18 protein-coding genes are annotated in these 23,401 nt (G+C 75.2%); 10 read left to right on the forward strand and 8 right to left on the reverse strand.

The genetic code is table 11. The features are described from left to right. Positions 1-48: 48 nt before the first annotated feature. From Q0963_RS09540 to Q0963_RS09550, 3 genes are read right to left on the reverse strand one after another with little or no spacing between them, the layout of a single operon-like run. A complete protein-coding gene (locus Q0963_RS09540) occupies positions 49-3,954 on the reverse strand; it encodes a DNA polymerase III subunit alpha (protein ID WP_299445187.1) in 3,906 nt (1,301 codons plus the stop codon). Between the two features lie 8 nt (positions 3,955-3,962). After that, complete coding sequence (locus tag Q0963_RS09545; protein WP_299445188.1) at positions 3,963-4,403, reverse strand: SAV_6107 family HEPN domain-containing protein; 441 nt, start codon at positions 4,401-4,403, stop codon at positions 3,963-3,965. Beyond that, a complete protein-coding gene (locus Q0963_RS09550) occupies positions 4,396-4,698 on the reverse strand; it encodes a DUF6504 family protein (RefSeq protein ID WP_299445189.1) in 303 nt (100 codons plus the stop codon). The genes Q0963_RS09545 and Q0963_RS09550 overlap by 8 nt, the downstream gene beginning before the upstream one ends. Before the next feature lie 196 nt (positions 4,699-4,894). On the opposite strand from Q0963_RS09550, the gene Q0963_RS09555 reads away from it, so the two are divergent. Both Q0963_RS09555 and Q0963_RS09560 read left to right on the forward strand, forming a co-directional pair. Continuing rightward, positions 4,895-5,434, forward strand: a complete 540-nt coding sequence (locus Q0963_RS09555) for a YbaK/EbsC family protein (RefSeq protein ID WP_299445190.1) — start codon at positions 4,895-4,897, stop codon at positions 5,432-5,434. 100 nt (positions 5,435-5,534) lie between these two features. Beyond that, complete coding sequence (locus Q0963_RS09560; RefSeq protein ID WP_299445191.1) at positions 5,535-6,185, forward strand: hypothetical protein; 651 nt, start codon at positions 5,535-5,537, stop codon at positions 6,183-6,185. A gap of 69 nt (positions 6,186-6,254) precedes the next feature. Here the strand turns inward: Q0963_RS09560 and Q0963_RS09565 are convergent, their stop codons facing one another. After that, positions 6,255-8,981 carry a LuxR family transcriptional regulator gene (locus tag Q0963_RS09565; protein WP_299445192.1) on the reverse strand — a complete coding sequence of 909 codons (2,727 nt, stop codon included), beginning with the start codon at positions 8,979-8,981 and terminating at the stop codon, positions 6,255-6,257. 101 nt (positions 8,982-9,082) lie between these two features. On the opposite strand from Q0963_RS09565, the gene Q0963_RS09570 reads away from it, so the two are divergent. After that, positions 9,083-10,171 carry a class I SAM-dependent methyltransferase gene (locus tag Q0963_RS09570; RefSeq protein WP_299445193.1) on the forward strand — a complete coding sequence of 363 codons (1,089 nt, stop codon included), beginning with the start codon at positions 9,083-9,085 and terminating at the stop codon, positions 10,169-10,171. A gap of 47 nt (positions 10,172-10,218) precedes the next feature. Further along, the gene (locus tag Q0963_RS09575; protein ID WP_299445194.1) at positions 10,219-12,354 is read left to right on the forward strand and encodes an alpha/beta hydrolase; all 2,136 of its coding nucleotides are present in this window, start codon (positions 10,219-10,221) and stop codon (positions 12,352-12,354) included. A gap of 27 nt (positions 12,355-12,381) precedes the next feature. Here the strand turns inward: Q0963_RS09575 and metF are convergent, their stop codons facing one another. Beyond that, positions 12,382-13,287, reverse strand: coding sequence for a methylenetetrahydrofolate reductase [NAD(P)H] (gene metF / locus Q0963_RS09580; protein WP_299445195.1), 906 nt, complete (start codon positions 13,285-13,287; stop codon positions 12,382-12,384). Positions 13,288-13,371: 84 nt separating this feature from the next. On the opposite strand from metF, the gene Q0963_RS09585 reads away from it, so the two are divergent. Next, entirely contained in the window at positions 13,372-14,457 is a 1,086-nt protein-coding gene (locus Q0963_RS09585) for a polyprenyl synthetase family protein (RefSeq protein WP_299445196.1), read from the forward strand. Between the two features lie 22 nt (positions 14,458-14,479). On the opposite strand, the gene Q0963_RS09590 is transcribed toward Q0963_RS09585, so the two are convergent. Further along, positions 14,480-14,863 (reverse strand): Rv2175c family DNA-binding protein, encoded by a 384-nt coding sequence (locus Q0963_RS09590; RefSeq protein WP_299445197.1) that lies wholly within the window; start codon positions 14,861-14,863, stop codon positions 14,480-14,482. Between the two features lie 149 nt (positions 14,864-15,012). On the opposite strand from Q0963_RS09590, the gene Q0963_RS09595 reads away from it, so the two are divergent. Genes Q0963_RS09595 through Q0963_RS09615 form a run of 5 tightly spaced genes read left to right on the forward strand, consistent with a single transcriptional unit; the run spans position 15,013 to position 20,898 of the window. Next, a complete protein-coding gene (locus tag Q0963_RS09595) occupies positions 15,013-16,137 on the forward strand; it encodes a lytic transglycosylase domain-containing protein (RefSeq protein ID WP_299445198.1) in 1,125 nt (374 codons plus the stop codon). 52 nt (positions 16,138-16,189) lie between these two features. Continuing rightward, positions 16,190-18,106 (forward strand): Stk1 family PASTA domain-containing Ser/Thr kinase, encoded by a 1,917-nt coding sequence (gene pknB, locus Q0963_RS09600; RefSeq protein ID WP_299445199.1) that lies wholly within the window; start codon positions 16,190-16,192, stop codon positions 18,104-18,106. A gap of 6 nt (positions 18,107-18,112) precedes the next feature. Next, positions 18,113-19,042, forward strand: a complete 930-nt coding sequence (locus Q0963_RS09605; RefSeq protein WP_299445200.1) for a DMT family transporter — start codon at positions 18,113-18,115, stop codon at positions 19,040-19,042. 60 nt (positions 19,043-19,102) lie between these two features. Next, positions 19,103-19,741, forward strand: coding sequence for a class I SAM-dependent methyltransferase (locus Q0963_RS09610; RefSeq protein ID WP_299445201.1), 639 nt, complete (start codon positions 19,103-19,105; stop codon positions 19,739-19,741). Further along, positions 19,738-20,898 (forward strand): kelch repeat-containing protein, encoded by a 1,161-nt coding sequence (locus tag Q0963_RS09615; RefSeq protein WP_299445202.1) that lies wholly within the window; start codon positions 19,738-19,740, stop codon positions 20,896-20,898. Before Q0963_RS09610 ends, Q0963_RS09615 begins: the two co-directional genes overlap by 4 nt. A 33-nt stretch (positions 20,899-20,931) precedes the next feature. On the opposite strand, the gene Q0963_RS09620 is transcribed toward Q0963_RS09615, so the two are convergent. Continuing rightward, positions 20,932-21,978, reverse strand: coding sequence for a low specificity L-threonine aldolase (locus Q0963_RS09620; protein ID WP_299445203.1), 1,047 nt, complete (start codon positions 21,976-21,978; stop codon positions 20,932-20,934). A 4-nt stretch (positions 21,979-21,982) separates the two neighbouring features. After that, complete coding sequence (locus Q0963_RS09625; protein ID WP_299445204.1) at positions 21,983-23,335, reverse strand: class II 3-deoxy-7-phosphoheptulonate synthase; 1,353 nt, start codon at positions 23,333-23,335, stop codon at positions 21,983-21,985. Positions 23,336-23,401: the final 66 nt, after the last annotated feature.

The following is a 23,401-nucleotide window of genomic DNA, read 5'->3' on the forward strand; positions in this document are numbered from 1 at the left end:
TCTCCTCGTCGGGGGCGGGGCGTCGGCAGGGCTGCTGACGTGTCCACCCTAGTGTCCCGAGCTGCCCGGGCTCGCGTGCCACAGCTTGCGCGACGGCAGGGCCGGGGCGGTGGCCGCGGCCGGGGCGCCCCGCCCGGAGCGCGGGTCGGCCCCGGGTGGGCGGACGTCGGCGTAGGGCGACTGCCGGAAGCCCGAGGCGTGGACGAGGACCCGGCGGCCGGTGCGCTCGTCGGCCTCCCGGGCCGCCGCCTCGGCCGCCTCGGCGCGGGCCCGGGCGTCGGACTCCCCCGCGGCGACGGCCTGCCGGACCGCGGCGATCCCGCCGAGCTGCCAGGCGTCCCACAGCGCGGCGAGCTCCCAGGCGCCGGTGGCACGGATCGAGACCCCGCGGTCGCCGGTGCGGCGCACGACCCCGCGGACGAGGAGCATCCAGGAGTGGAAGACGACCTCCGCGTAGGGGCCCTGGACGTCCTCGAAGAACGTGCAGTCGGACGGTCCGGTGCCGTCGTCGAGGGTGAGGAAGACGACGCGCCGCCCGGAGCGCACCGGCGGGGTCTGGGTGGCGACCTTGACCCCCGCCACCCACACCTGGGAGCGGCTGCGGGCCGCGAGGAGGTCGCGGCTGCGGGTGGCCCCGAGCGCGGTGAGGAGCGGGTGGTAGAACTCGATGACGTGGGCCGAGACGTCGAGGCCGAGGACGTCGAGCTCGGCCCGGACCCGCTCCGGGCCGGTCATCTCGGGCAGGCCGGTGCCGGCGACGAGAGCGGGCCGGTCGCCGAGGTCGAGGGTGAGCTGGGTCGGCTGGGCCTGCGCCGGGACGACCTGCCGCGCCGCCTGGCTCTGGGCGGCGGCCCGGAGCCGGACGTCGACCCCGGCGCCCTCCACCTCGCGGGCCGCCGAGACGGGCAGGGTCGTGCGGCGGCTGCCGCGGGGTCGCCCCGCGCCCCGCTCCCAGCGGTCGAGCTCGGCGACGTGGAGCAGCAGGTCGCGCCGGGTGACCCGGCCGCGGCGCCCGAGGCCCGCCCCGGTGGTGCCGTGGAGGCTGTCGAAGGCGCCCGCGAGGACGAGCCGTTCAGTGACCGGCCGGCTCACCCGGGCCCGGGTCCAGAAGTCGCCGACGTCGGAGTACGGCTGGCCCGCGACGACCCGGGCGACCTCGGCCTCGCTGATGCCCTTGACGTCGGCGAACGAGAGCCGGATGCCGTAGGGCTGGGGGGTCTGCTTCCAGCCCGGGACCCGCGCGCCCGCACCACCCACCTCACTCGTCCCGCCCGTCGCTCCCGCACCGTCCCGCTGCGTCGAGAGGAGGGGACACGCAGGCGTCACCTCGTCGCCCCCGGTGTGTTGCCTCCTCTCGTCGAGGTCCAGGACCGGCTCGATCCGGTAGGTGTCGCCGGAGGCGTTGACGTCGAGGCCGAGGACGGGGATGCCGAAGGAGCGGGCGTCGTCCAGGAGCAGCCGCTTCGGGTACATCCCGGGGTCGTGGGTGAGGATCCCCGCGAGGAACGCCGCCGGGTGGTGGGTCTTGAGCCACGCCGAGTGGTACGTGGGCAGGGCGAAGGCGGCGGCGTGGGCCTTGCAGAACCCGAACGACGCGAAGGACCTGAGCACCTCCCAGATGCGGTCGCGGTCGGCGGCGTCGTAGCCGCGGGCCTGCGCCGCGGGGCGCCACCACGCCTCGACCTCCTCCTGGCCGGTCGGGGTGCCCATGCTGCGGCGGACCTCGTCGGCCTGGGCGAGGCTCACCCCGGTGGTCTCGGCGACGATGAGCAGCACCTGCTCGTGGAAGACGACGACCCCCTCGGTCTCCTCGAGGGCCGGGACGAGGCTGGGGTGGAGGAAGCGCCGCTCGCGCCAGCCGTGCCGGCTCTCGAGGAACGGGGTGATCATGTCGGACTTGACCGGGCCCGGCCGGAACAGCGAGATGTCGACGATGAGGTCGTCGAAGGCGGTGGGGCCGAGCTTGCCGACGAGCTCGCGCTGGCCGGGGCTCTCGATCTGGAACATCCCGAGGGTGCGGGTGGTGCGGATGAGCTCGAAGGTGTCGGGGTCCTCGAGCGGCACCTGGGCCTGGTCGTCGAGGTCGACCCGCTCCCCCGTGACCCGCTCGATCTCGGCGACGGCGTGCGCCATCGAGGACTGCATCCGGATGCCGAGGACGTCGAGCTTGAGGAACCCGAGGGTCTCGACGTCGTCCTTGTCGAACTGGCTCATCGGGAAGCCGAGCCAGCTCGCCTCGACGGGCGTGCGGTCGAGCATCCCCGCGTTGGACAGCACGACCCCGCACGGGTGCAGCGCGATGTGCCGGGGCAGGCCGTCGAGGGCCTCGACGAGGTCGAAGAACGGTGCGAGCCGCGGGGAGTCCAGGCCCCGGCTGCGCAGCTCGGGGAGGTCGGCGATGGCGTGCCGGGCGTCCTTGGCCCGGATGTGCGGGAACGCCTTGGCGATCTCGTCGACCTCGACCGGCGGCATCCCGAGCGCCGCGCCGACGTCGCGGACGGCGTGCCGGACCTTGTAGGTGTCCATCATCGACACGCACGTGACCCGCTCGCCGCCGAAGCGCTCGAGGACGGCCTCGTAGATCTCGGTGCGGCGGGCGGACTCGACGTCGACGTCGATGTCGGGCAGCTCGGCGCGCAGCGGGGAGCAGAACCGCTCCATGAGGAGGCGGTGCCGGATGGGGTCGACCCCGCTGATGCCGAGGAGGTGGTTGACGAGGCTGCCGGCGCCCGAGCCTCGCGCCGCGACCCGCACCCCGCGGGCCCGGATGAGGTCGGTGACCTCGGCGACGGTGAGGAAGTACGTGGGGTAGCCGAGCGAGCGGACGACGGTGAGCTCGGCGTCGAGCCGGTCGTGGACGACGCCGAGCTCGGTGTCGGAGGCGCCGGGGTAGCGCCGGCCGACCGCGTCGCGGCAGCGCCGGGTGAGGACGTCCATCGGGTCGGTGCCGGGTTCGATGCCGAGGATCTCGGGCTCGGGGAGGTGGACGGCGCCGATGCCGAGGTCGTCCCGGGCATGCTGGACGCACTCCCCGGCGAGCAGCGCGGTCATCGTGAGGAGCCGGTCGGCGCGGGCGGTGTCGCCGGAGGTGACCGTCAGGGCGCGGGCGCGCATGTCGGCGGTCCCCGCGAGGTGGCCGGCGTCGGTGACGCGGTCGAGGTGGCGGGAGTCGAGGGCGACGAGCCGGCGGGCGGCGTCGAGGACGTCGACGGTGCGGACCTGGCCGGGCTCGGCGTGCCGGACGGCGGCGCTGAGGACGGCCGGGACCCCGGCCGCGTCGGCGAGCCCGAGGAGCCGGGCGGCGTGCGAGCGGCAGCCCGGCGTGCCCTCGGGGCCGCCGTGGAGGACGACCTCGACGGCGAGCCCGTCGCGTGGGAGGAGGGCCCGCCAGCGGGCGAGCAGGTCGCGGGCGTGGTCGCGCTGCCCGGCGAGGACCGCGCGCCCGACGTCGGAGTCCGGGCCGAGGAGGACGACGAGCCGGGCCGGGGCGCCCTCGCCCTCGACGGGCCCGGACCACCGGGCGAGGAGGTCGGGGGTCGTCACCGGGATGCCGCGCTCGCCGCGCAGGTGGGTGTCGGTGACGAGCCGGCAGAGGGCGGCCCAGCCCACCCCGGCACCGGCTCCCCCGCCCCGGCCGCGCGCGAGGACGGTGACCCGGGGCCGGCGGGGGTCGACGATGGCGCCGCCGCGGACCGGGGTGCGGGCCCGGCGGGGCTCCCGGCCGGGGACGAGGTCGGTGACGGCGAGGTCGACGCCGAGGACGGGGTCGACGCCCGCCGCGCCGCACGCGCTCGCGAACCGGACGGCGCCGTACAGGCCGTCGCGGTCGGTGAGGGCGAGCGTGCCCTGGCCGAGCTCGGCGGCACGGGCGACGAGGTCCTCGGGCATCGAGGCGCCGTAGCGCATCGAGAAGCCCGAGGCGACGTGGAGGTGGGCGAACCCGTCGGCGGACATCGGTGGTCTCAGGCCGAGCGAACGGGGACGAGCCGGCGCCCCGAGGCGTGGGCCATCGGGACCCCGAGCCGGGTCGCGACGAGGTCGACGAAGGTCTCGGCGTCGCGCAGCAGGTCGTCGGCCTCGCGAGCGCCGACCCGCACGAGCCCGGTCTCGACCCCGACCCGGTGGCCGGTGACGAGGGCGAAACGGTCGGCCCACTCGGTGAGCTCGGGGGCGGCCCGGGCCGTGAGCACCCACACGTCGTGGGGCCCCGGCCCGGAGGACTCCCGGGCGGGCCGGGCGGCGAGCAGCGCGGCCGCGGCCCGCAGCGCACCGAGCGAGGCCGCGAGGTAGCGGGTGGAGGCGGCCGAGGCGGCGTACCCCGAGGTCACGGCCTCACGGGCCCGCTCCAGCAGGTCGAGGGTCGTCGCGGCGTGGGGCATCAGATGGGTCATCTCCTCAGTCATGGGCCCGCAGGAGGAGCCAGTGGTCGTCGTCGCGGCCGAGGTCGAAGACCCCGGTGGTCCCCGATGGCGGGCAGGCCTCGACCCGCCACACCCGACGTTCGGTGTCGGGGGGGCCGCCCCCGGGCTGGTCGCCGACCTCGCGCCACCACGCCCGGCGCTCCTGCCACGAGGCGAGGACCGCGCAGACGACGTAGCGTCGGCCGCGCCACACGAAGGACCGCGGCCCGGTCTCGTCCCAGACGACCGGACCCTGCCGCCCGCCGGCCCGGAGCGGCTCGTCGTGCCGATGGGCCATGGCGCACCTCCGGGGGGCAGGGCCGACCGCCGGGCCCGGGTCGGGGCCCGGTCGCCGGGACGGTCAATGATCGAACAGGTGTTCGATCAGATGTCCACTGTACCCCCGGCCCCCGACGTCACGTCAAGCGGTTCGCAGCACGTCACGCCGGTCGCGACCTCGCCCCGTCGCCCCCGCGGGTCACTACGCTTCGGTCATGTCGCCCGAGCCCGCCGGCGTCGCCTCGGAGAACAGCCCCCCGGAGCGCGACCTCTCCACCCACCCCGCGGTCGCCGCCGTGCTCGCGGCCCTGGCCCTGCACCACATCCGCCCCGAGCTGCGCCAGCTGCCCGGGGCCGTGCGCACCGCGAAGGCCGCGGCCGAGGCCCTGGGCATCACGCCCGCCGAGATCGCGAACAGCCTCGTCTTCGTCGCCACCCGGGCCGACGGCACCCTCGAGCCGCTCCTGGTCATCGCCTCCGGCGGGCACCGGGTCGACACCACGAAGGTCGCCGCCCTCGCCGAGTACGTCACGGTCGACCAGGCCGACCCCGGCTTCGTCCGGGAGCACACCGCGATGGCCATCGGCGGGGTGGCTCCCGTCGGGCACCCGGTCCACCTCCGCACGATCATCGACGTCACGCTCGGCCGCTACGCGACGGTCTGGGCGGCGGCCGGGCACAGCCACACGGTGTACGCGACCACCTACGACGAGCTGATCCGGGTCACCGGCGGCCAGCCGATGGACGTCGCCTGAGAACTCCCTGAGCGCGGGTCACATCCCCGGGCCGCCGGGGCGACGAACGCCTGGGCAGGACACCAACGGTGGTGTCCAAGTCCATGCAGGAGGACGTTCCATGAAGCTCACCCCGTTCCTCGTCGGCGGCGCCGCGCTCGCGCTCACCGCCGCCACCGTCACCACGGCCTCGGCCGCGCACGACACCAACCCCTCGGCCAAGGTGGCGAGCTACTCGTACTCGCTCGACCCGGTGCAGATGGCGTCGGTCCCGAACAGCCAGGCGACCGGCAAGACCCGGATCAAGAGCCTGCCGAACGGCAAGGTGCAGGTCACCGTCGAGGTCGACGGACTCGCGCCCTTCCTCCCCCACGCCATGCACCTGCACGGCGTCGACGGCTCCCCGATGGACCAGGGCTGTCCCGACGGGCACGCCGACACCGACCACGACGGGCTCACCAACGTCCTCGAGGGCCTCCCGTTCTACGGCGGCATCCTCACCTCGCTGACGACCAAGGGCGACATGACGCCCTCGAGCGCCCTCGCCCTGGACCGCTTCCCGGTCGCGGACGCCTCCGGCCACCTGTCGTACAGCCGCACCTTCGAGAACGCGGCGGCGCTCGCGAACGCCGGCACCGTCCAGGTCGTCGTCCACGGCCTCGACCTCAACGGCAACGGGGTCTACGACTTCGAGTCCGGCCCGTCCGAGCTCGGGGCCCAGTTCCCGCTCGAGGCCACCCTCCCGGCGGTCTGCGGCGGCATCGCCAACTGACGCATCACTCCAGGCAGTGGGCGGTCGGGAACCCATCCCGGCCGCCCGCTGTGGCGTGCCCCTGCACCGTCACGCGGTCTCCGGCATGGCGTCCGCGAGCTCGGCGCGCGAGCGGATCCCGAGCTTGAGGTAGACGTGCCGCAGGTGGTACTCGACCGTCTTCGGGGAGAGGAAGAGCGCCGCCGCCGCCTCGCGGGTCGTCGCACCGCCAGCGAGGATGCGGGCGACCTGCCGTTCCTGTGGGGTCAGCTGCTCGACCCCCGAGACCCCCCGCCGCTGGGCGCTCTCCCCCGTCGCCTTGAGCTCGGTCTCGGCCCGGTCCGCCCACACCCGCGCCCCGAGCGCGTCGAAGGTGCCGAGCGCCGAGCGCAGGACGGGCCGGGCGTCCACGCGGCGGCGGGACCGGCGGAGCCGCGCCCCGTAGGCGAGCTCGGTCCGGGCGGTCTCGAACCCGTCGAGGGTGCGGGCATGGTGCTCGAGCGCGACCTGGAAGTGCTCGTCGACCGCGTCGTCGGGGGCGACGAGCCCGAGCCCCCGCGCCGCGCGGGCCAGCGACCACGGCTGGCCCTTCGCGCGCGCCCGGTCGGCGTACCGCCGCGCCTGGCTGCGCGCCTCGTCACCGGAGCCGACCCGGAGCAGCGCCTCGACGAGCTCCGGCCCGGGTGAGATGTCGACGTCGTCGAAGCCCGACGCCGCGAGCAGCCGGTCCACCTCCTGGAACCGCGTGAGCGCCGCCTCGGCCCGTCCGAGGCCGAGGTCGAGCTCCGCGAGCGCCGTCACCGACCAGACCTCGAAGAACCCCAGCTGCCGCTCCCGCGCCGACGCCAGGGCCTCCTCGGCGTGGGCGAGACACTCCGCCTCGGCCCCGCGCCGGGCCTCGAGCCAGGCGAGACCGGCGAGGCACGCGGCGAGGTCCGTCGCCTGTCCCGCCTCCCGGGCGAGCTGGACCCCCTCGGTGTAGGAGGCCGTCGCGTCGTCCCAACGGTCGGTGGTCGCCTGGTCCCGGCCGACGTAGAACAGCAGCACGGGCAGGACCGCGAGGTCGGTCCTGCTCCGGACGTGCCCCATGACGGCGGCGACCTGCTCGCGGCCACCGCTCTCCCGCAGGAACAGCGTCCCGAGGACCACCCACGGCGCGAGCGGAGGGTCCGCCAGCAGGCCGGGGTCCTCCCGGGTCCGGGCCAGCGCCTCGTGCAGGCGGTCCGCGCCCCCGGTGCCCGCGGCGACGCCGGCGATACCGGTCGCCACGAGAGCGATCCACGCGGAGCGGGCCGACAGCCGTGGCCGGAGTGCCTCGATCGCGGCGGCGGCGCGGCTCATCGCGGTCGCGTCCCCGACGAACTGGGCGGCGACCACCGCCTCGCCGAGCAGCTCCACCGCCCGGTCCGGGTGCCCGGCCGCGATCTGGGCGCCGGTCGCCACGAGCGCGTCGTACGCCCGGACCGGGTCGCCCGCACGGACCGCGATGGTCGCGTCGAGCACCGCGACGCGCACCTCCAGCGCCTCGGGCACCGGGCGGAGCCTCGCCCGCGCGAGCAGCTCCAGCGCCACGTCCGCACCGCCGGCCCGCCAGGCGCTCTCCGCAGCCGCGACGAGGTGCTCGGCCTCGTCTGCGGGCCGGGTGGCGAGCGAGGCGGCCCGCCGGAAGCCGGCCGCCGCCACCGCGTACGCACCCCGCAGGCTCGCCCGCTCCGCGGCGCGCGCGAGCTCGGCCGCGACCCGGGCATCCGGGCCGACGGCGGCCTCGCCGAGGTGCCAGGCCCGCCGGTCGTCCTCGGCCGGGAGCGCGGCCGCCACCGCCTCGTGCACGGCCCGGCGCTCGGCCGGTGTCGCCCGGGCGTACACCCCGGACGGCACGAGCCCGTGCCGGAAGACGACCCGCCCGAGGTCGACGGCGAGCAGCCGCGCGGACCGGGCCTCGTCCAGCGCCGACACGTTGACGCCCAGGTGAGCGCAGGCCCGGGTCACGACCCCCAGGTCGTCGACCCCGCTGGCCGCGACGAGGACGGCGGTCCGCGCGCCCGCCGACAGCCCCTGCGCCCGCTGCGCGAAGGCGTCCGCCACCGACTGCGGGACCGGAACGGGGACCCCCTCGGGGAGGGCGAGGAGGGCGTCGAGGTCCTGGGCGAGCTCGAGCACGGCGAGGGGGTTCCCCCCGGTCACCGAGTGGAGCCGGGTCGCCGCGGCATCGGAGACGGCGCCGACCTCGGCCCGGACCAGGGCCGCCGCCTCGGCGTCCGTGAGCCCGCCGACCGGCAGCGACGGCAGCTCGGCGTCACCGACGACGCACGGGATGTCGGCGCGGACCGCGAACAGGAGGCACAGCGGGTCGGCGGACAACCGTCGCGCCGCGAAGCACAGGGCCTGCGAGGACGGGACGTCCAGGTGATGGGCGTCGTCGACGACGCAGAGCATCGGCGCGTCCTCCGCGGCCCGGCTCAGCAGGCTGAGCGTCGCTGCCCCGACCGCGAACCGCTGCGCCCCGGACCCCGGCGTCAGGGCCAGGGCGGAGCCGAGGGCCGCGGCCTGGGGCGCGGGGATGCTCGGGAGGAAGGACAGGACCGGGCGGAGCAGCTGAAGGAGCCCGCCGAACGGGACCTCACGCTCGGCGGCCACCCCGGTCGCCCACAGGACGGGCATCCGGGCCTCGCGGGCGCGGCCGGCGGCGTCCTCGAGCAGCGTGCTCTTGCCGATCCCGGCCTCGCCGATGAGCACCAGGGTGCCGCTGCGGCCGACGCGCGCCGAGGTGACCAGGGCATCGAGGACCTGGCGTTCGCTCTCGCGGCCGACCAGCACCTCGCCAGTCTAGGGAGGAGACCAGGGGGGTCCCCGGATGCGGCGGGGCGGCCCGGACGCGGAGCCTGGCGGGACCAGCACCCACCACCGAGGAGCACCCCATGACCACCATCGAGCAGACCCCCACCCGCGACGTCGACCCCGACAAGCTGATGTCCTTCGTCTTCCAGGCCGTCGGCGAGGTCGGCGCGGCCCTCAACACGGCGCTGGTCGTCATGGGCGACGCGCTCGGGTACTACACGACCATGGCCGACGGGGAGCCGATCACGCCCGCGGCCCTCGCCGAGCGCACCGGGACCGCCGAGCCCTACGCCCGCGAGTGGCTCAGCGCCCAGGCCGCCGGGGGCTACGTCGAGTACGACGCTCCGACCCGCACCTACACCCTCCCCCCGGAGCAGGCCGTCGCGCTCGCGGACCCGACGAGCCCCGCCTACCTTCCCGGGTTCTTCCAGATCGCGCACGGCACCGTCCGCGACACCCCCGCCGTCCTCGGCGCGGCGCGGACGGGTGACGGCATCGGCTGGCACGCGCACAACACCGACGTGCACCACGGCTGCGAGCGGTTCTTCCGCTCGATGTACAACGGCCACCTCCTCGGCGAGTGGCTGCCGGCGCTCGAGGGGGTCGTCGGCAAGCTCGACCGCGGTGCGCGGGTGGCCGACGTCGGCTGCGGTCACGGCGCCTCCACCATCCTCATGGCCCGCGCCTTCCCGGCCTCGACCTTCGTCGGCTCCGACTACCACGCGGCGTCCGTCGAGATCGCCCGGCAGCGGGCGCACGAGGCCGGGGTGGCGGACCGGGTGACCTTCGAGGTGGCCTCGGCGACGGAGTTCACCGGCGCCGGCTACGACCTCGTGACGATGTTCGACTGCCTGCACGACATGGGCGACCCGGTCGGGGCCGCCGCCCACGTGCGCACGGCGATCGCGGACGACGGCACCTGGATGGTGGTCGAGCCCATGGCCGGCGACCACGTGGAGGACAACCTCACCCCGGTCGGCCGGGCGTTCTACGGCTTCTCCACGCTGCTCTGCACGCCGGCGTCGCTGTCGCAGGACGTCGGTCTCGCCCTCGGCACCCAGGCGGGCCCGGCCCGGATCCGGGACGTCACGGTGGCCGGCGGCTTCACCGGCGGCTTCCGCACCGCCGCGTCGACCCCGTTCAACAACGTGTTCGAGATCCGTCCGTGAGGAGGTCCGAGGGTGACGGCGGAGCCGGCCGGGTGGAGACTGCCGGGATGGGGCAGGACCCGAGCCGGGCCGCGGACCCGGACGTGAGCGGCGTCGCGGTCCGGGACGGGGTGGAGCTCGCCTACGAGGTCTTCGGCCGGCAGCACTCCCCCACGGTCCTGCTGCTGCCCACCTGGTCCATCATTCCCTCGCGGCACTGGAAGGGGCAGGTGGCGTACCTGTCGCGGCGCTACCGGGTCGTGACGTTCGACGGGCGCGGCTCGGGACGGTCGAGCCGTCCCGCCGGGGCCGAGGCGTACACGAACCGTGAGTACGCGCAGGACGTGCTCGCGGTCCTGGAGGCCACCGGCACCGAGCAGGCGGTGCTCGTCAGCCTGTCGTGCGGGGCCGCGTGGTCGGTGCACGTCGCGGCGGAGCATCCCGAGCGCGTGCTGGGGATCGTCGCGATCGCCCCGTCGTGCGGGCTCGACGTCCCGACCCCGGGCCGGGACCACCTGCGGTGGGACGAGCGGCCCGCGACGACGCGCGGCTGGGCGAAGTACAACAAGCACTACTGGCTCGACGGGGGGTACGAGGACTTCGTCCGGTTCTTCTTCGCCCAGATGTACTCCGAACCGCACTCGACGAAACAGATCGAGGACTGCATCGGGTGGGCCCACGGCATCGACGGCCGCATCCTGGCCGACACCCACGCCGGCCGCGAGGGGTACGACGGCGCGGTGTGCGAACCGCTCGCCCCGCTGGCCCGGCAGGTGCGCTGCCCGGTCCTGGTCCTGCACGGCACCGACGACCGGGTCCGCCCGCCGGGGTTCGGCGAGCGGCTCGCCGAGCTGACCGGCGGTGATCTCGTGCTCCTCGAGGGCAGCGGGCACGGCCCGCACGCCCGCGACCCGGTCCGGGTCAACCACCTCCTGGCCGGGTTCGTCGACCGGGTGGTGCCGCGGCCGGCGCAGCCCCGGTGGTCACGAGCCGCCGGGCGGCGACCCCGGGCGCTGTACCTGTCCTCCCCCATCGGTCTCGGCCACGCCCGACGGGACGTGGCCGTCGCGGCTGCCCTGCGCGAGCGCCATCCCGACCTGCAGGTCGACTGGCTCGCGCAGGACCCCGTCACCCGGGTCCTGTCCGAGCAGGGCGAGCACGTGCACCCCGCCTCGCGGTGGCTGCGCAACGAGTCCGGCCACATCGAGCACGAGTGCGGGGAGCACGACCTGCACGCCTTCCAGGCGATCCGGCGGATGGACGAGATCCTCGTCGCGAACTTCATGCTGTTCGCCGACCTCGTCGCCGACGAGCCGTACGACCTCGTCGTCGCCGACGAGGCCTGGGAGGTCGACCACTTCCTCCACGAGAACCCCGAGCTCAAGCGCTTCTCGTTCGCCTGGCTCACGGACTTCGTCGGGTGGCTGCCGATGCCCGACGGCGGAGCCGAGGAGGCGCGGCTCACCGCGGACTACAACGCCGAGATGCTCGAGCAGCGAGCCCGGTACGCGCGGATCCGCGACGCCTCCGTCTTCGTCGGCAACCCGGCCGACGTCGTGCCGGACGACTTCGGGCCCGGCCTGCCGAGCATCCGGACGTGGACGGCGGAGCACTTCGACTTCGCCGGGTACGTCACCGGCTTCGACCCCGCGGCGGTGACCACCGGCGCCGACCTGCGGGCCGGGCTCGGCATCGGCGACGACGAGCGGCTGTGCCTCGTCACCGTCGGCGGGTCGGGCGTCGGGACCTCGCTGCTGCGCCGGGTGCTCGACGCGGTGCCCGTCGCCCGCGCGCTGGCCCCGGACCTGCGCTTCCTCGTCGTCGCGGGGCCCCGGATCGACCCGGCGTCCCTGCCGGCCGTGCCCGGTGCGCACGTCGTGGGCTACCTCCCGGACCTCTACCGGTACCTCGCCGCCTGCGACCTGGCGGTCGTGCAGGGCGGGCTCACGACGTGCATGGAGCTGACGGCCCTCGGCAAGCGCTTCGTCTACGTCCCGCTGCGCCACCACTTCGAGCAGACCTTCCACGTGCGGCACCGGCTCGAGCAGTACGGCGCGGGCCGGATGCTCACCTACGACGAGGCCGCCGACCGCGACGCCCTCGCAAGGGTCCTCCTCGACGAGCTGGCCCGCGACGTCGCCTACCGGCCCGTCGAGACCGACGGCGCCGCCCGGGCGGCGGACGTGCTGAGCGCCGTGTTCTGACCGGGCCGGGCGCGGCGGTGCCGGGGCTCAGAGGCCGAGGGCGTCGTGCACCTCGAGGGTGGCGGTCGAGCGGTTCATCGTGATGAAGTGCAGCCCCGGCGCGCCCTCGTCGAGCATCCGCCGGCCGATCTCGGTGGCGATCTGCACCCCGACGGCACGCACCGCCGCCGGGTCGTCCTTGACGGCCTCGAGCCGCGCGACGACCGTCGGCGGCAGCGGCGTCCCCATGAGGTCGGACATCCGCTGGATCTGCCGGACGTTCGTCACCGGCATGAGCCCCGGCGTGATCGGCAGGTCGCGGCGCGCGGCCACCCGGTCCCGCAGCCGCAGGTAGCTGTCGGCGTCGAAGACCATCTGGGTGATGGCGAACGTCGCCCCCGCGTCGGCCTTGCGGACGAGGACCTCGACGTCGTGGTCGAGGTCGGGGCTGTCCGGGTGCACGTCGGGGAAGGCCGCGACCCCGACCGTGAAGTCGCCGAGGCCGCGCACGAGCCGGACGAGGTCGTCGGCGTGGTCGAGACCCTCGGGGTGCGCCGTCCACTCGCCGCGCACGTTGCCGGGCGGGTCACCCCGCAGGGCGAGGATGTTGCGCACCCCCGAGGCGGCGTAGTGCCCGACGACCTGGCGCAGCTCGCGCACCGCGGCGCCGACGCAGGTGAGGTGCGCCAGCGGGGTCAGCGAGGTCTCGTCGGCGATCCGGGCCGTCACCCGCACCGTCCGGTCCTGGGTCGTGCCGCCCGCCCCGTACGTGACCGAGACGAACGCCGGCCGGACCCGCTCGAGGCGCCGGACGGCGTCCCACAGCAGTGCCTCGGCGGCGTCGTCCTTCGGGGGGAAGAACTCGAAGCTGATGGACGGCCGGTCCGAGCGCAGGCGTGTCGGGATGGACGCCACGAGGTGCTCGGGGCGCCCTCCTCCTCCGTACTGGGCCATGGCGCCGAGGCTACGCGAGCAGCCACCCCGTAGGCTCGGTCGCGCCATCATCCGAACCCCCCACGCCCCGCTCCAGGAGCCCTCGTGACCAGCGTGCTCGACACCGCCGACCTGCGGCGCCGGGTACAGGCCGTCCTCGACGCCGAGCTCGGCGCGCAGGCCGGCGTCCTGGCCGAGCTCGGCCCGGACGTCGAGGACCTGCTGCACGCCGTCGGCGGTCTCCTGCGGGGCGGCAAGCGGCTGCGTGCGGCGTTCCTCTACTGGGGGGCGCGGGCGGCCGGGATCGCCGACTCCGAGGCGCTGGTCCGCCTGGCCTCCGCGATGGAGCTGTTCCAGGCGGCGGCGCTCATCCACGACGACGTCATGGACGACTCCGACACCCGCCGTGGCCGGCCGGCCGCGCACCGGGCCCTCGCCACCCGGCACGCGGCCCGCGGCTGGTCCGGCGACGACGAGCGCTTCGGCCTCGCCGGCGCCGTCCTCGCGGGCAACCTCTGCCTCACCTGGACCGACGAGATGTACGCCCGCTGCGGCCTTCCCGAGGCCGACCTCGCCCGGGGCCGCCCGGTGTTCGACCGGATGCGCACCCAGCTCATGGCCGGTCAGTTCCTCGACGTCGTCGAGTCGATGCGCCCGTGGGACGGCGTCGCCGACGCCGAGCGGGTCGAGCGGGCCGGGCGGGTCATCCGGTACAAGAGCGCGAAGTACACCGTCGAGCACCCCCTCCTCATCGGCGCCACGGTCGGCGGGCTCGACGACGCCGGGCTCGCGGCGCTCTCGCGCTACGGCCTCGACCTGGGCCGGGCCTTCCAGCTGCGCGACGACCTGCTCGGCGTCTTCGGCGACCCCGAGCAGACCGGCAAGCCCGCGGGCGACGACCTGCGCGAGGGCAAGCGCACCGTCCTGCTCGCGCACGCCCTCGCCGGCGCCGGGGACGACGGCCGGGCCCGGGTCGAGCACCTGCTCGGCCGGGCCGACCTCGCCGCCGACGACGTCGACGAGCTGCGGGCCGTCATCACCGGGTCCGGCGCGGTCGACCTCCTCGAGGACGAGATCGGCCGGCTCGCGGCCACCGCCCGGGAGGCGCTCACGGGGGCCCCGGCCCTGGACGACGAGGCCCGCGGGGTCCTGCTCGACCTCGTGACGACGGCCACGGCCCGCTCGGCCTGACGGCCGGCGGGGCGCTGGGGCGCTAGAAGGCCTCTTCCATCGCGCGCCGCCGGACCTCGGTCTTGAAGCCGGCGCGGATGGCGTCGATCGGGGTGCCGGGCACCGGCAACGTGGGGTCAGGGGTGTGCAGCCAGCGGACGATCTCCTCGTCGTTCATCCCGCCGTCGGCGAGGACCGTGAAGGTCCCCTTGAGCGCGTGGAGGGGGCCGTCGTCGCCGATGAACCCTTCGGGGACGGCCAGAACGCGACGCTCCCCGACGCGGACCGCGAGCAGCTCGCGGTCCTCGATGAGCCGGCGGGCGTCGGCGAGCCGCAGGCCGAGGCGTTCGGCGAGGTCGGGCAGGGTCACCCAGGCCGGGACGAGGGCCTCGACGTCGGGTGTGGGGTCGGGCGCGGAGTCACTCACGCGGCCAGGGTGCCACAGGCGACACGCCCGCCGTGCGGGTCCACTCCTGCGAGTACCGGGCGTATCATGCGTCACTCCGCTACCGTTGGCCATCACAGTACCCATCCGCCCCAATCGCACCGGGCGTCTCGAGGCCGAAGGACCGTGTCATGGTTGCCGCCGCACCACCCCCCGCCGCTCCCCCCGTCGAGCAGGTCATGGCCGTCGTCCACCGCTCGACGACGGCTCCGCACGGCTGGACGACGTACCGGGTCCGCTCGGGCGACACCCTCGACGGCATCGCGGCCAGGTACCGCACCACCGTCGGCGCGCTCGTCGCCCGCAACCGCATCCGCACCCCGGGGCTCATCCACCCGGGCCACGTCCTCAGCGTCCCCCGTACGAGCGCGGCCAAGGCCAAGGCCAAGGCCGCGGCCCCGTCCCGGACCAGCGCCCGGACCCACGTCGTGCGCAGCGGCGAGACGGTGAGCCACATCGCGGCCCGATACGGCGTCTCGGTGCCCAGCGTGCTCAAGGCGAACCGCCTCAAGGCGACGAGCTTCATCCACCCCGGTGACCGGCTCACGGTCCGGGCCGGCACGACGTCGACAGCGAAGGCCTCCCGCAGCGCCAAGCGCACCGCCGGGCCGTCGACGCGCAGCTACACCGTGCGCTCCGGCGACACCCTGAGCGGCATCGCCGCCCGCAACGGCACGACCGTCTCGCGGATCGCGTCGGCGAGCGGCATCGGGACGCGCTCGGTCCTGCGGGTCGGGCAGCGCCTGCGCCTGCCGGGCAAGAGCACCACGCATGCGGTCCCCAGCACCTTCGGCGGGGTCACCTACCCCGGATCGGTCGTCGCCGCGGCCCGGCGCAACCACGACACCCTCGCGAAGCGCTCGGTCCCGAGCCGCAGCGAGGTGAAGAAGATGGTGGCCCGCACGGCTCGCCGCCACGGGGTCGACCCCCGGCTGGCTCTCGCGGTGTCGTACCAGGAGTCGGGGTGGAACCAGCGGGCCGTGTCGCCGGCGAACGCCGTCGGCGCGATGCAGGTCATCCCGGCCGCCGGGGACTGGGCCTCCTCCCTCGTGGGCCGCAAGCTGAACCTCCTCGACGCCCAGGACAACGTCACCGCCGGGGTCGTCATGCTCCGGGCGCTCGGCCGCTCGACCTCGAGCACCGAGATGACGGTCGCCGCGTACTACCAGGGGCTGGCGTCGGTCCGCTCCCGCGGCCTGTACTCCGACACCAAGGTCTACGTCCGCAACATCATGCGGCTGCGCAGCACGATGTGACGGGCCCTGGGCGTGAATCGGGGATGAGCCGGTGACTACGTACACTCGTGCGGTGTCATCGACCGGCGACGCCCTCATCGGGCACATTCTCGACGGGCGCTACCGCGTCGTGTCGCGCGTCGCCGACGGCGGAATGGCCACCGTCTACCTCGCGGTCGACGAGCGGCTCGAGCGCGACGTCGCCCTCAAGGTCATGCGCCCGCACCTCGTCCACGACGAGACCTTCGTCAGCCGGTTCCGCCGCGAGGCCAAGGCGGCCGCGTCCCTGTCCCACCCCAACGTCGTCGCCGTCTTCGACCAGGGCCAGGACGGGGGCCACGTCTTCCTCGCGATGGAGTACGTCCCCGGGCTCACCCTGCGCGAGGTGCTCACCGCCGAGGGGCCGCTCTCGCCCCGGGCCGCGCTCGACCTCCTCGAGTCCGTGCTCATGGCGCTGGCGGAGGCGCACGCGAAGGGTCTGATCCACCGCGACGTCAAGCCCGAGAACGTCATCATCAACGACAACGGCACCGTCAAGGTCGCCGACTTCGGCCTGGCCCGGGCGGTCTCGAGCCAGACGATGACGAGCTCGAGCGGGGTCCTCCTCGGCACGGTCGCCTACCTCTCCCCCGAGCAGGTCGAGCGGGGCATCGCCGACGCCCGCTCCGACGTGTACGCAGCGGGGCTCGTCCTGCTCGAGATGCTCACCGGCAGCAAGGCGTTCACCGGCGAGACGCCCATCCACGTCGCGTACCAGCACGTGCACGGCGGCGTGCCGGTGCCGTCCAGCCGGGTCGACGGCCTGCCGCCCGCGCTCGACGACCTCGTCGCCGTCGCGACGGCCCGCGACCCCGACGAGCGGCCTCGCGACGCGGCGGAGCTCCTCGAGCTCGTCCGCCGCACCCGCGCCAGCCTCTCCCCCACGACGCTCGACGCACGCCCGGCCGCCGGGGCCGCCGCGGCCGCCGCCGCGTCCGTCCCCACCTCGACGACGGCGCTCCCCCTCGGGGGCGCGGGCGCCCCGCCGCGCCACGGGTCCGGCGACACCACCGCGCTCGCGGTGCCACAGGCCCCGCTCGAGGGCGTCGTGGTCGCCGGCCACGGGCGCCGCCGCCAGGGCCGCAACTGGTGGCCCGCGGCCGCCGCCTCGGTCCTGGTCGCCGCCCTCACGGCCTGGTTCTTCCTCCTGGGGCCCGGAGCGACGGCCACCGTCCCCTCCGTCCTCGACCGCCCGCTGGAGCAGGCCGTCACGGCGGTCGAGCAGGCCGACCTCGACGCCACGGTGTCCGAGGCCTTCTCCGAGGACGTCGCCGCCGGCACCGTCATGGGCGTCGACCCCGCCGTCGGCGCCACCGTCGGGCGCGGGTCCGAGGTGGTGCTCACCGTGTCCAAGGGCCCGGAGCGCTACACCGTGCCCGACGTCGGGGGGATGACCCTGGCCGAGGCACGACGCCAGCTCGAGGAGAACAGCCTGGCGCTGGGCAAGGTCACCGAGAAGTTCAGCGAGAAGGTGCCCGACGGGCAGGTCGTCTCGCTGACCCCCGAGGCCGAGGCGAGCGTCAAGAAGGGGACCGAGGTCGCGCTCGTCGTGAGCAAGGGCCGCCAGCCCATCGCCGTGCCCGACTTCACCGGCAAGGACGCCGGGGACGCCGAGAAGGCCATCTCCGACCTCGGGCTCGAGGTCGACGCGTCGGCCCAGGAGAACAGCGACTCGGTCGCCAAGGGCGACGTCATCAGCCAGTCGCCGCGCGACGGGACCCTGTTCCGCGGCGACACCGTCACCCTCGTGGTCTCGAAGGGGCCGGTGATGGTCGAGGTCCCGAACGTCGTCGGCAAGCAGCTGCAGGAGGCCCGGCGGATCCTCGGGGACGCCGGCTTCGAGGTGAAGGTCGAGCGGGCCCTCGGGGGGATCTTCGGGACGGTCCGCTTCCAGGACCCCGAGAAGGGCAAGGCCCCCAAGGGCAGCACCGTCACGGTCACGATCGTCTGACCCGCGGTGACCGAATCCCCCCGGCTCGCCCGCGTGGCGACGCTGCTGCTCCTGCTCGTCACCGCCGTCTGGGGCTCGACGTTCTTCCTCATCCGCGACCTCGTCGTCACCGTCCCGCCCACCGACTTCCTCGCCGTGCGCTTCGCCATCGCCGCGGCCCTGATGTTCGCGCTGTTCCGGCGCCAGACCCTCGCGCTGTCGCGGGCCGACCTGCGGCTCGGCATCGGCCTCGGGGTGCTCTACGGGCTCGCCCAGGTGCTCCAGACCATCGGGCTCCAGCACACCGACGCGTCCGTCTCCGGGTTCGTCACGGGCACCTACGTCGTGCTGACGCCGGTGCTCGGGGCGCTGCTGCTGCGGGACCGCATCGACCGGGTGACCTGGGCCGCGGTGCTGCTGACGACGGCCGGGCTGGCGGTGCTGTCGCTGCGCGGCTTCGCCGTCGGCTTCGGTGAGGGCGTGACGCTGGCGTCGGCCGTCCTGTACGCCGGCCACATCCTCGTCCTCGGCCGGTGGTCGACGCCGTCGGCCGCCGTGGGGCTCGCGACGGTGCAGGCCGCCGTCATCGCCCTCGTGGCGTCGGTCGGAGCCGTGCCCGGCGGAGTGACCCTGCCCGCGGGCGCCGGCCAGTGGGCGTCGCTGCTCTACATGGCCGTCGTGGCGGGGGCGCTCGCGCTGTGGGCCCAGACCTGGGCGCAGGCACACCTCACGGCGACCCGGGCGGCGATCGTCATGGCGATGGAGCCGGTGTTCGCGGCGTTCTTCGCGGTGCTCTTCGGCGGGGAGTCCCTCACCGTGCGGCTCCTGCTGGGGGGCGCGCTCGTCGTCGGCTCGATGTACCTCGTCGAGCTGCGCGGCATGCTCGCGCGCCGGCGGCGCTCGGGTGCCACCGCCGCCGAGGACCCGCCCGTCGAGGCGCTGCACCACGACGTCTGACGCCCGCGCCGGGCCGGGCTCGGGCAGGATGGGCCGCACGAAGGCATCCGGAGGTGCGCCGTGGGCACGACAGGGCGAGGACCCCGCTCCCGGCCGTCCTGGTCGACGTACCGGCAGAGCATCGGGGACCGCTCCGGCCTGTTCGCGGCCCTCGCGGCGGCCTGGCAGCCGCGGCGGGCCCTGTACCCCGGCAGCTACCTCGACCTCGCGCCCTCGACGGCGATCCCGTCGGTCACCTACGTCGACACCGACCGGCGGGCCGCAAGGTTCTTCGCCGACCCGGACGCCGTGGCCGCCGACCTCGCGGGTCGCACCCGGCCCGGAGCCGGGGCCGAGATCCGGTTCCTGCACGCCGACTACACGGCGGCCCTGCCGGTGGCCGACGCGGCGTTCGACCTGCTCGTGTCGCTCTACACCGGACCGGCCTGGGACTCCTGCCGGCGGTACCTGGCCCCGCGGGGCCTCTTCCTCGCCAACAGCAGCCACGGTGACGCCGGCCTGGCCGCCCTCGACCCGCGGCTGACGCTCGTCGCCGCGGTGCACCACCGCGGGGACGCCTACCGCCTCGACCGGGAGGAGCTCGGGACCTACCTCGTGCCCACGGCACCGGCGCACGCCGACCCCGACCACATCCGGCGCACCGGCCGCGGGATCGCCTACACCCGGAGCGCCTTCGCCTACGTGTTCCGGCTGACGTGACCAGGTACCGGCCTCGGGCAGGTGGCGGGCTCCGGATCGGCGGGGTCGCCCTCGCCGTGATGCTGGCTGCCGCCGCCTGTACCGACGGGGCCGGCGACGGTGCTGACCGGACGCCGAGCGCCGCCGGGCCCGAGGTCACCGCGGCCGAGGTCGTCGGGGTGGAGGCTCGCGCGGCACACACGGCCACCGGGCTGGCGGACGGGTCGGTGCTCGTCGCGGGTGGCTGTGTCGTCGACGGGTGCGGACGGGCAACCACCTCGGCGTTCCTCCTCCGCGACGACGGCGACGTCGAGGTCGCTCCGATGACCTCGGCCCGGGACGCCCACACCGCGACGCTGCTGGCGGGCGGGGAGGTCCTCGTGACCGGGGGGTTCTCCGCCGAGGGCCGGCCACCGCTGGCCGGCGCCGAGACCTACGACCCCGCCACCGGCGCCTGGGCGGCGACGGAGCCGATGCGGGTGGGCCGGGGCGGCCATGCCGCGGCCCGTCTCGGCGACGGGCGGGTCGTCGTCGTCGGGGGGTGGGTCGGCCCGCGGCAGTACACCGCCACCACGGAGGTCTTCGACCCCGGAGTCGGGCGCTTCGAGCCGGGGCCCCCGCTGCCCGAGGCCGTCGGCGCGCTGGCCGCGGTGAGCCTGGCGGACGGGGCCGTCCTCGTCACCGGCGGCCAGACCGGGCCGGAGGCTGCCTCCGCGACCGCCGTCGTCGTCTCCCCCGACGGCACGCTCCGGCGCGTGGGGTCGCTGGAGCAGGCCCGGTTCAAGCACACGATGGTGGCGCTGCCCGACGGTCGGGTCCTGGTCATCGGCGGCACCAGCACCGACGAGGACCTGCTGGCGAGCACCGAGGTGTACGACCCGGCGACGGGGCGGTTCACGGCGGGGCCGACGATGAGCAGCGGCCGCTACAAGCTGACCGGGTCGGCGGCCCTGCTGCCCGACGGGCGGGTCGTGGTGGCCGGTGGCGGGCCCGGCATCGAGGTCATCGACGTCACTCGTGGCACGAGCACGCCGGTGCCGGGCGTGGGGACCGCACGCGCCTCGTTCTCGACCGCCAGCGTCGTCGGCCCGCAGGTGCGGGTGGTCGGCGGGTACGACGGACGCATCCGCCTCACCCACACCGACCTCACGATCCCGCTGGCGTCGCTCGGGCCATGACCCGGCCGCCGGGAACCGCCCCGGGCACCCGGGTCAGGCGCGGGCGAGCACCGCGGTCGCGGCGTCGACGGCCGCGGCCGTGCCCGCGTCGTCGACGTCGAGGTGCCAGACGAGGCGCACGGCCGTCGGGCCGACGGCGTAGGTACGCACGCCCCGCTCGAGCAGCGCCTCGACGAACGCGGCGGCGCGGAGCCCGACGGCCCCGACGTCGAGGACGACGATGTTCGTCTCGACGGTCGCCGGGTCGACGACCTCGGGGGCCGCCTCGGCGCAGGCGCGTGCGAACCGGGCGGCGCGCTCGTGGTCGTCGGCGAGCCGCTCGACGTGGTGGTCCAGGGCGTGCAGCCCGGCCGCCGCGAGGAAGCCGACCTGGCGCATCCCGCCGCCGTAGCGCTTGCGCCACACCCGTGCCTCGGCCATCGCGTCCGCGGAGCCCAGGAGCACCGACCCCACCGGGGCGCCGAGGCCCTTCGACAGGCACACCGAGACGGTGTCGAACTCGGTGCCGTAGTCGGCCAGCGCGACCCCGGACGCGACGTGCGCGTTCCACAGCCGGGCGCCGTCGAGGTGCATCGCGACCCCCAGGTCCCGGGTGGCCGTGCGCACCTCGCGGATCGCGTCGAGCGACTGCACCGTGCCGCCGCCGAAGTTGTGCGTGTTCTCGACGACGACGAGCGCCGTCTCGACCTGGTACGGCCCGACCCCCGTCGTGACGAGCGACATCGGGCCGGCCGGCTCGAGGCGGCCCCGCACGCTCGGCCAGGTGCGGCTCGTGATGCCCGAGAACGCGGCCGCCGCGCCCAGCTCGGCCCGCACGACGTGCGCCTGCTGGTCGGCGACCATCTCCCGGCCCGGTGCGACGTGCAGCCGCAGCCCCAGCTGGTTGGCCATCGACCCGGTCGGGGTGAACAGCCCCGCCTCGTGCCCGAGCAGCCCCGCCACCCGCTCCTCGAGGGCGCGCACGGTGGGGTCCTCGCCGAAGACGTCGTCGCCGACGTCCGCGCGGGCCATCGCCTCGCGCATCGCCGTGGTCGGGCGGGTCAGGGTGTCGGACAGCAGGTCCGCGACGATCTGGGGCACCGGCTCAGTCCTGCGCGAGCATCTCGGCGACGAGGAACGCCAGCTCGAGGCTCTGCTGGTGGTTCAGCCGCGGGTCGCACACCGACTCGTACCGCATGCCCAGGTCGGCGTCGAGGATCTTCTCGGACCCGCCGATGCACTCGGTGACGTCGTTGCCGGTCAGCTCGACGTGGATGCCGCCCGGGTGCGTCCCGAGCCCCTGGTGGACCTCGAAGAAGCCGCGGACCTCGTCGACGACGTCCTCGAAGTCGCGGGTCTTGAAGCCCGAGGCCGACGAGAAGGTGTTGCCGTGCATGGGGTCGCACACCCAGCTGACGAGGGCGCCCGAGGCCGTGACCTTCTCGACGATGCCCGGCAGCGCGTCGCGCACCTGCCCGGCCCCCATCCGGGTGATGAACGTCAGCCGGCCGGGCTCGCGGTCGGGGTCGACGAGGTCGATGATCCGCAGCAGGTCGTCGACGTCGGCGGTGGCGGACACCTTGACGCCCACGGGGTTGCGGACCCGCGACACGAAGTCGAGGTGGGCGCCGCCGAGGTCGCGGGTGCGCTCGCCGACCCAGATGAAGTGCCCGGAGGTGTCGTAGAGGTCGCCGGTGCGCGAGTCGACCCGGGTCAGCGGCCGCTCGTAGTCCAGGAGCAGCGCCTCGTGGGCCGAGAAGAACTCGGTGGTCCGCATCGCGTCGAAGTCGGCGCCGCAGGCGGCCATGAAGCGCATCGCCTTGTCGATGTCCTTGGCGAGCCGCTCGTACCGGGCGAAGGCGGTGTTGCCGACGAAGCCGCGGTTCCAGTCGTGGACGTGGCGCAGGTCGGCGAAGCCTCCGGTGGTGAAGGCCCGCACGAGGTTCAGCGTCGCGCTGCTCGCGTGGTACGCCCGCACGAGCCGGTCGGGGTCGGGGGCGCGCGACTCGGGCGTGAACTCGTAGTCGTTGACCATGTCGCCGCGGTACGCGGGCAAAGTGACGCCCTCACGGGTCTCGTCGTCGCTGGAGCGCGGCTTGGCGTACTGCCCGGCCATCCGGCCGACCTTGACGACCGGCATCGACGCCCCGTAGGTGAGCACCGCCGCCATCTGCAGGATCGTCTTGACCCGGTCCCGGATGTTGTCGGCCGTCGCGGACGCGAAGGTCTCGGCGCAGTCCCCGCCCTGGAGGACGAAGGCCTCACCGCGCGACACGGCGGCCATCCGGTCCTTGAGGACGTCGCACTCCCCCGCGAACACGAGCGGCGGATAGGTCGCGAGCGTCCCCACGGCCGTCCGGAGCGCGGCAGCATCGGGCCAGACCGGCTGCTGGGCGGCGGGCAGGTCGGAGCCGGCGGCGAGCCGCTGGTGGGGGTCGGCGGGGGTGGTCGTGCTCACGAGCGTCAATGGTAGGCGGGCGCCCGCGATCCGAGACGCCGGGCCCGCATCCCGGATGCCTCTCCC

Origin of the sequence: uncultured Phycicoccus sp. (genome assembly GCF_947495705.1) — a bacterium.
Classification (GTDB): domain Bacteria; phylum Actinomycetota; class Actinomycetes; order Actinomycetales; family Dermatophilaceae; genus Phycicoccus.

What these genes read in the sequence shown, in the direction of transcription:
- Q0963_RS09540 (WP_299445187.1), bottom strand. Translation starts at nt 3,954, where the DNA reads ATGTCCGCCGACGGGTTCGCCCACCTCCACGTCGCCTCGGGCTTCTCG.
- Q0963_RS09545 (WP_299445188.1), bottom strand. Translation starts at nt 4,403, where the DNA reads ATGACTGAGGAGATGACCCATCTGATGCCCCACGCCGCGACGACCCTC.
- Q0963_RS09550 (WP_299445189.1), bottom strand. Translation starts at nt 4,698, where the DNA reads ATGGCCCATCGGCACGACGAGCCGCTCCGGGCCGGCGGGCGGCAGGGT.
- Q0963_RS09555 (WP_299445190.1), top strand. Translation starts at nt 4,895, where the DNA reads ATGTCGCCCGAGCCCGCCGGCGTCGCCTCGGAGAACAGCCCCCCGGAG.
- Q0963_RS09560 (WP_299445191.1), top strand. Translation starts at nt 5,535, where the DNA reads ATGAAGCTCACCCCGTTCCTCGTCGGCGGCGCCGCGCTCGCGCTCACC.
- Q0963_RS09570 (WP_299445193.1), top strand. Translation starts at nt 9,083, where the DNA reads ATGACCACCATCGAGCAGACCCCCACCCGCGACGTCGACCCCGACAAG.
- Q0963_RS09575 (WP_299445194.1), top strand. Translation starts at nt 10,219, where the DNA reads ATGGGGCAGGACCCGAGCCGGGCCGCGGACCCGGACGTGAGCGGCGTC.
- metF (WP_299445195.1), bottom strand. Translation starts at nt 13,287, where the DNA reads ATGGCCCAGTACGGAGGAGGAGGGCGCCCCGAGCACCTCGTGGCGTCC.
- Q0963_RS09595 (WP_299445198.1), top strand. Translation starts at nt 15,013, where the DNA reads ATGGTTGCCGCCGCACCACCCCCCGCCGCTCCCCCCGTCGAGCAGGTC.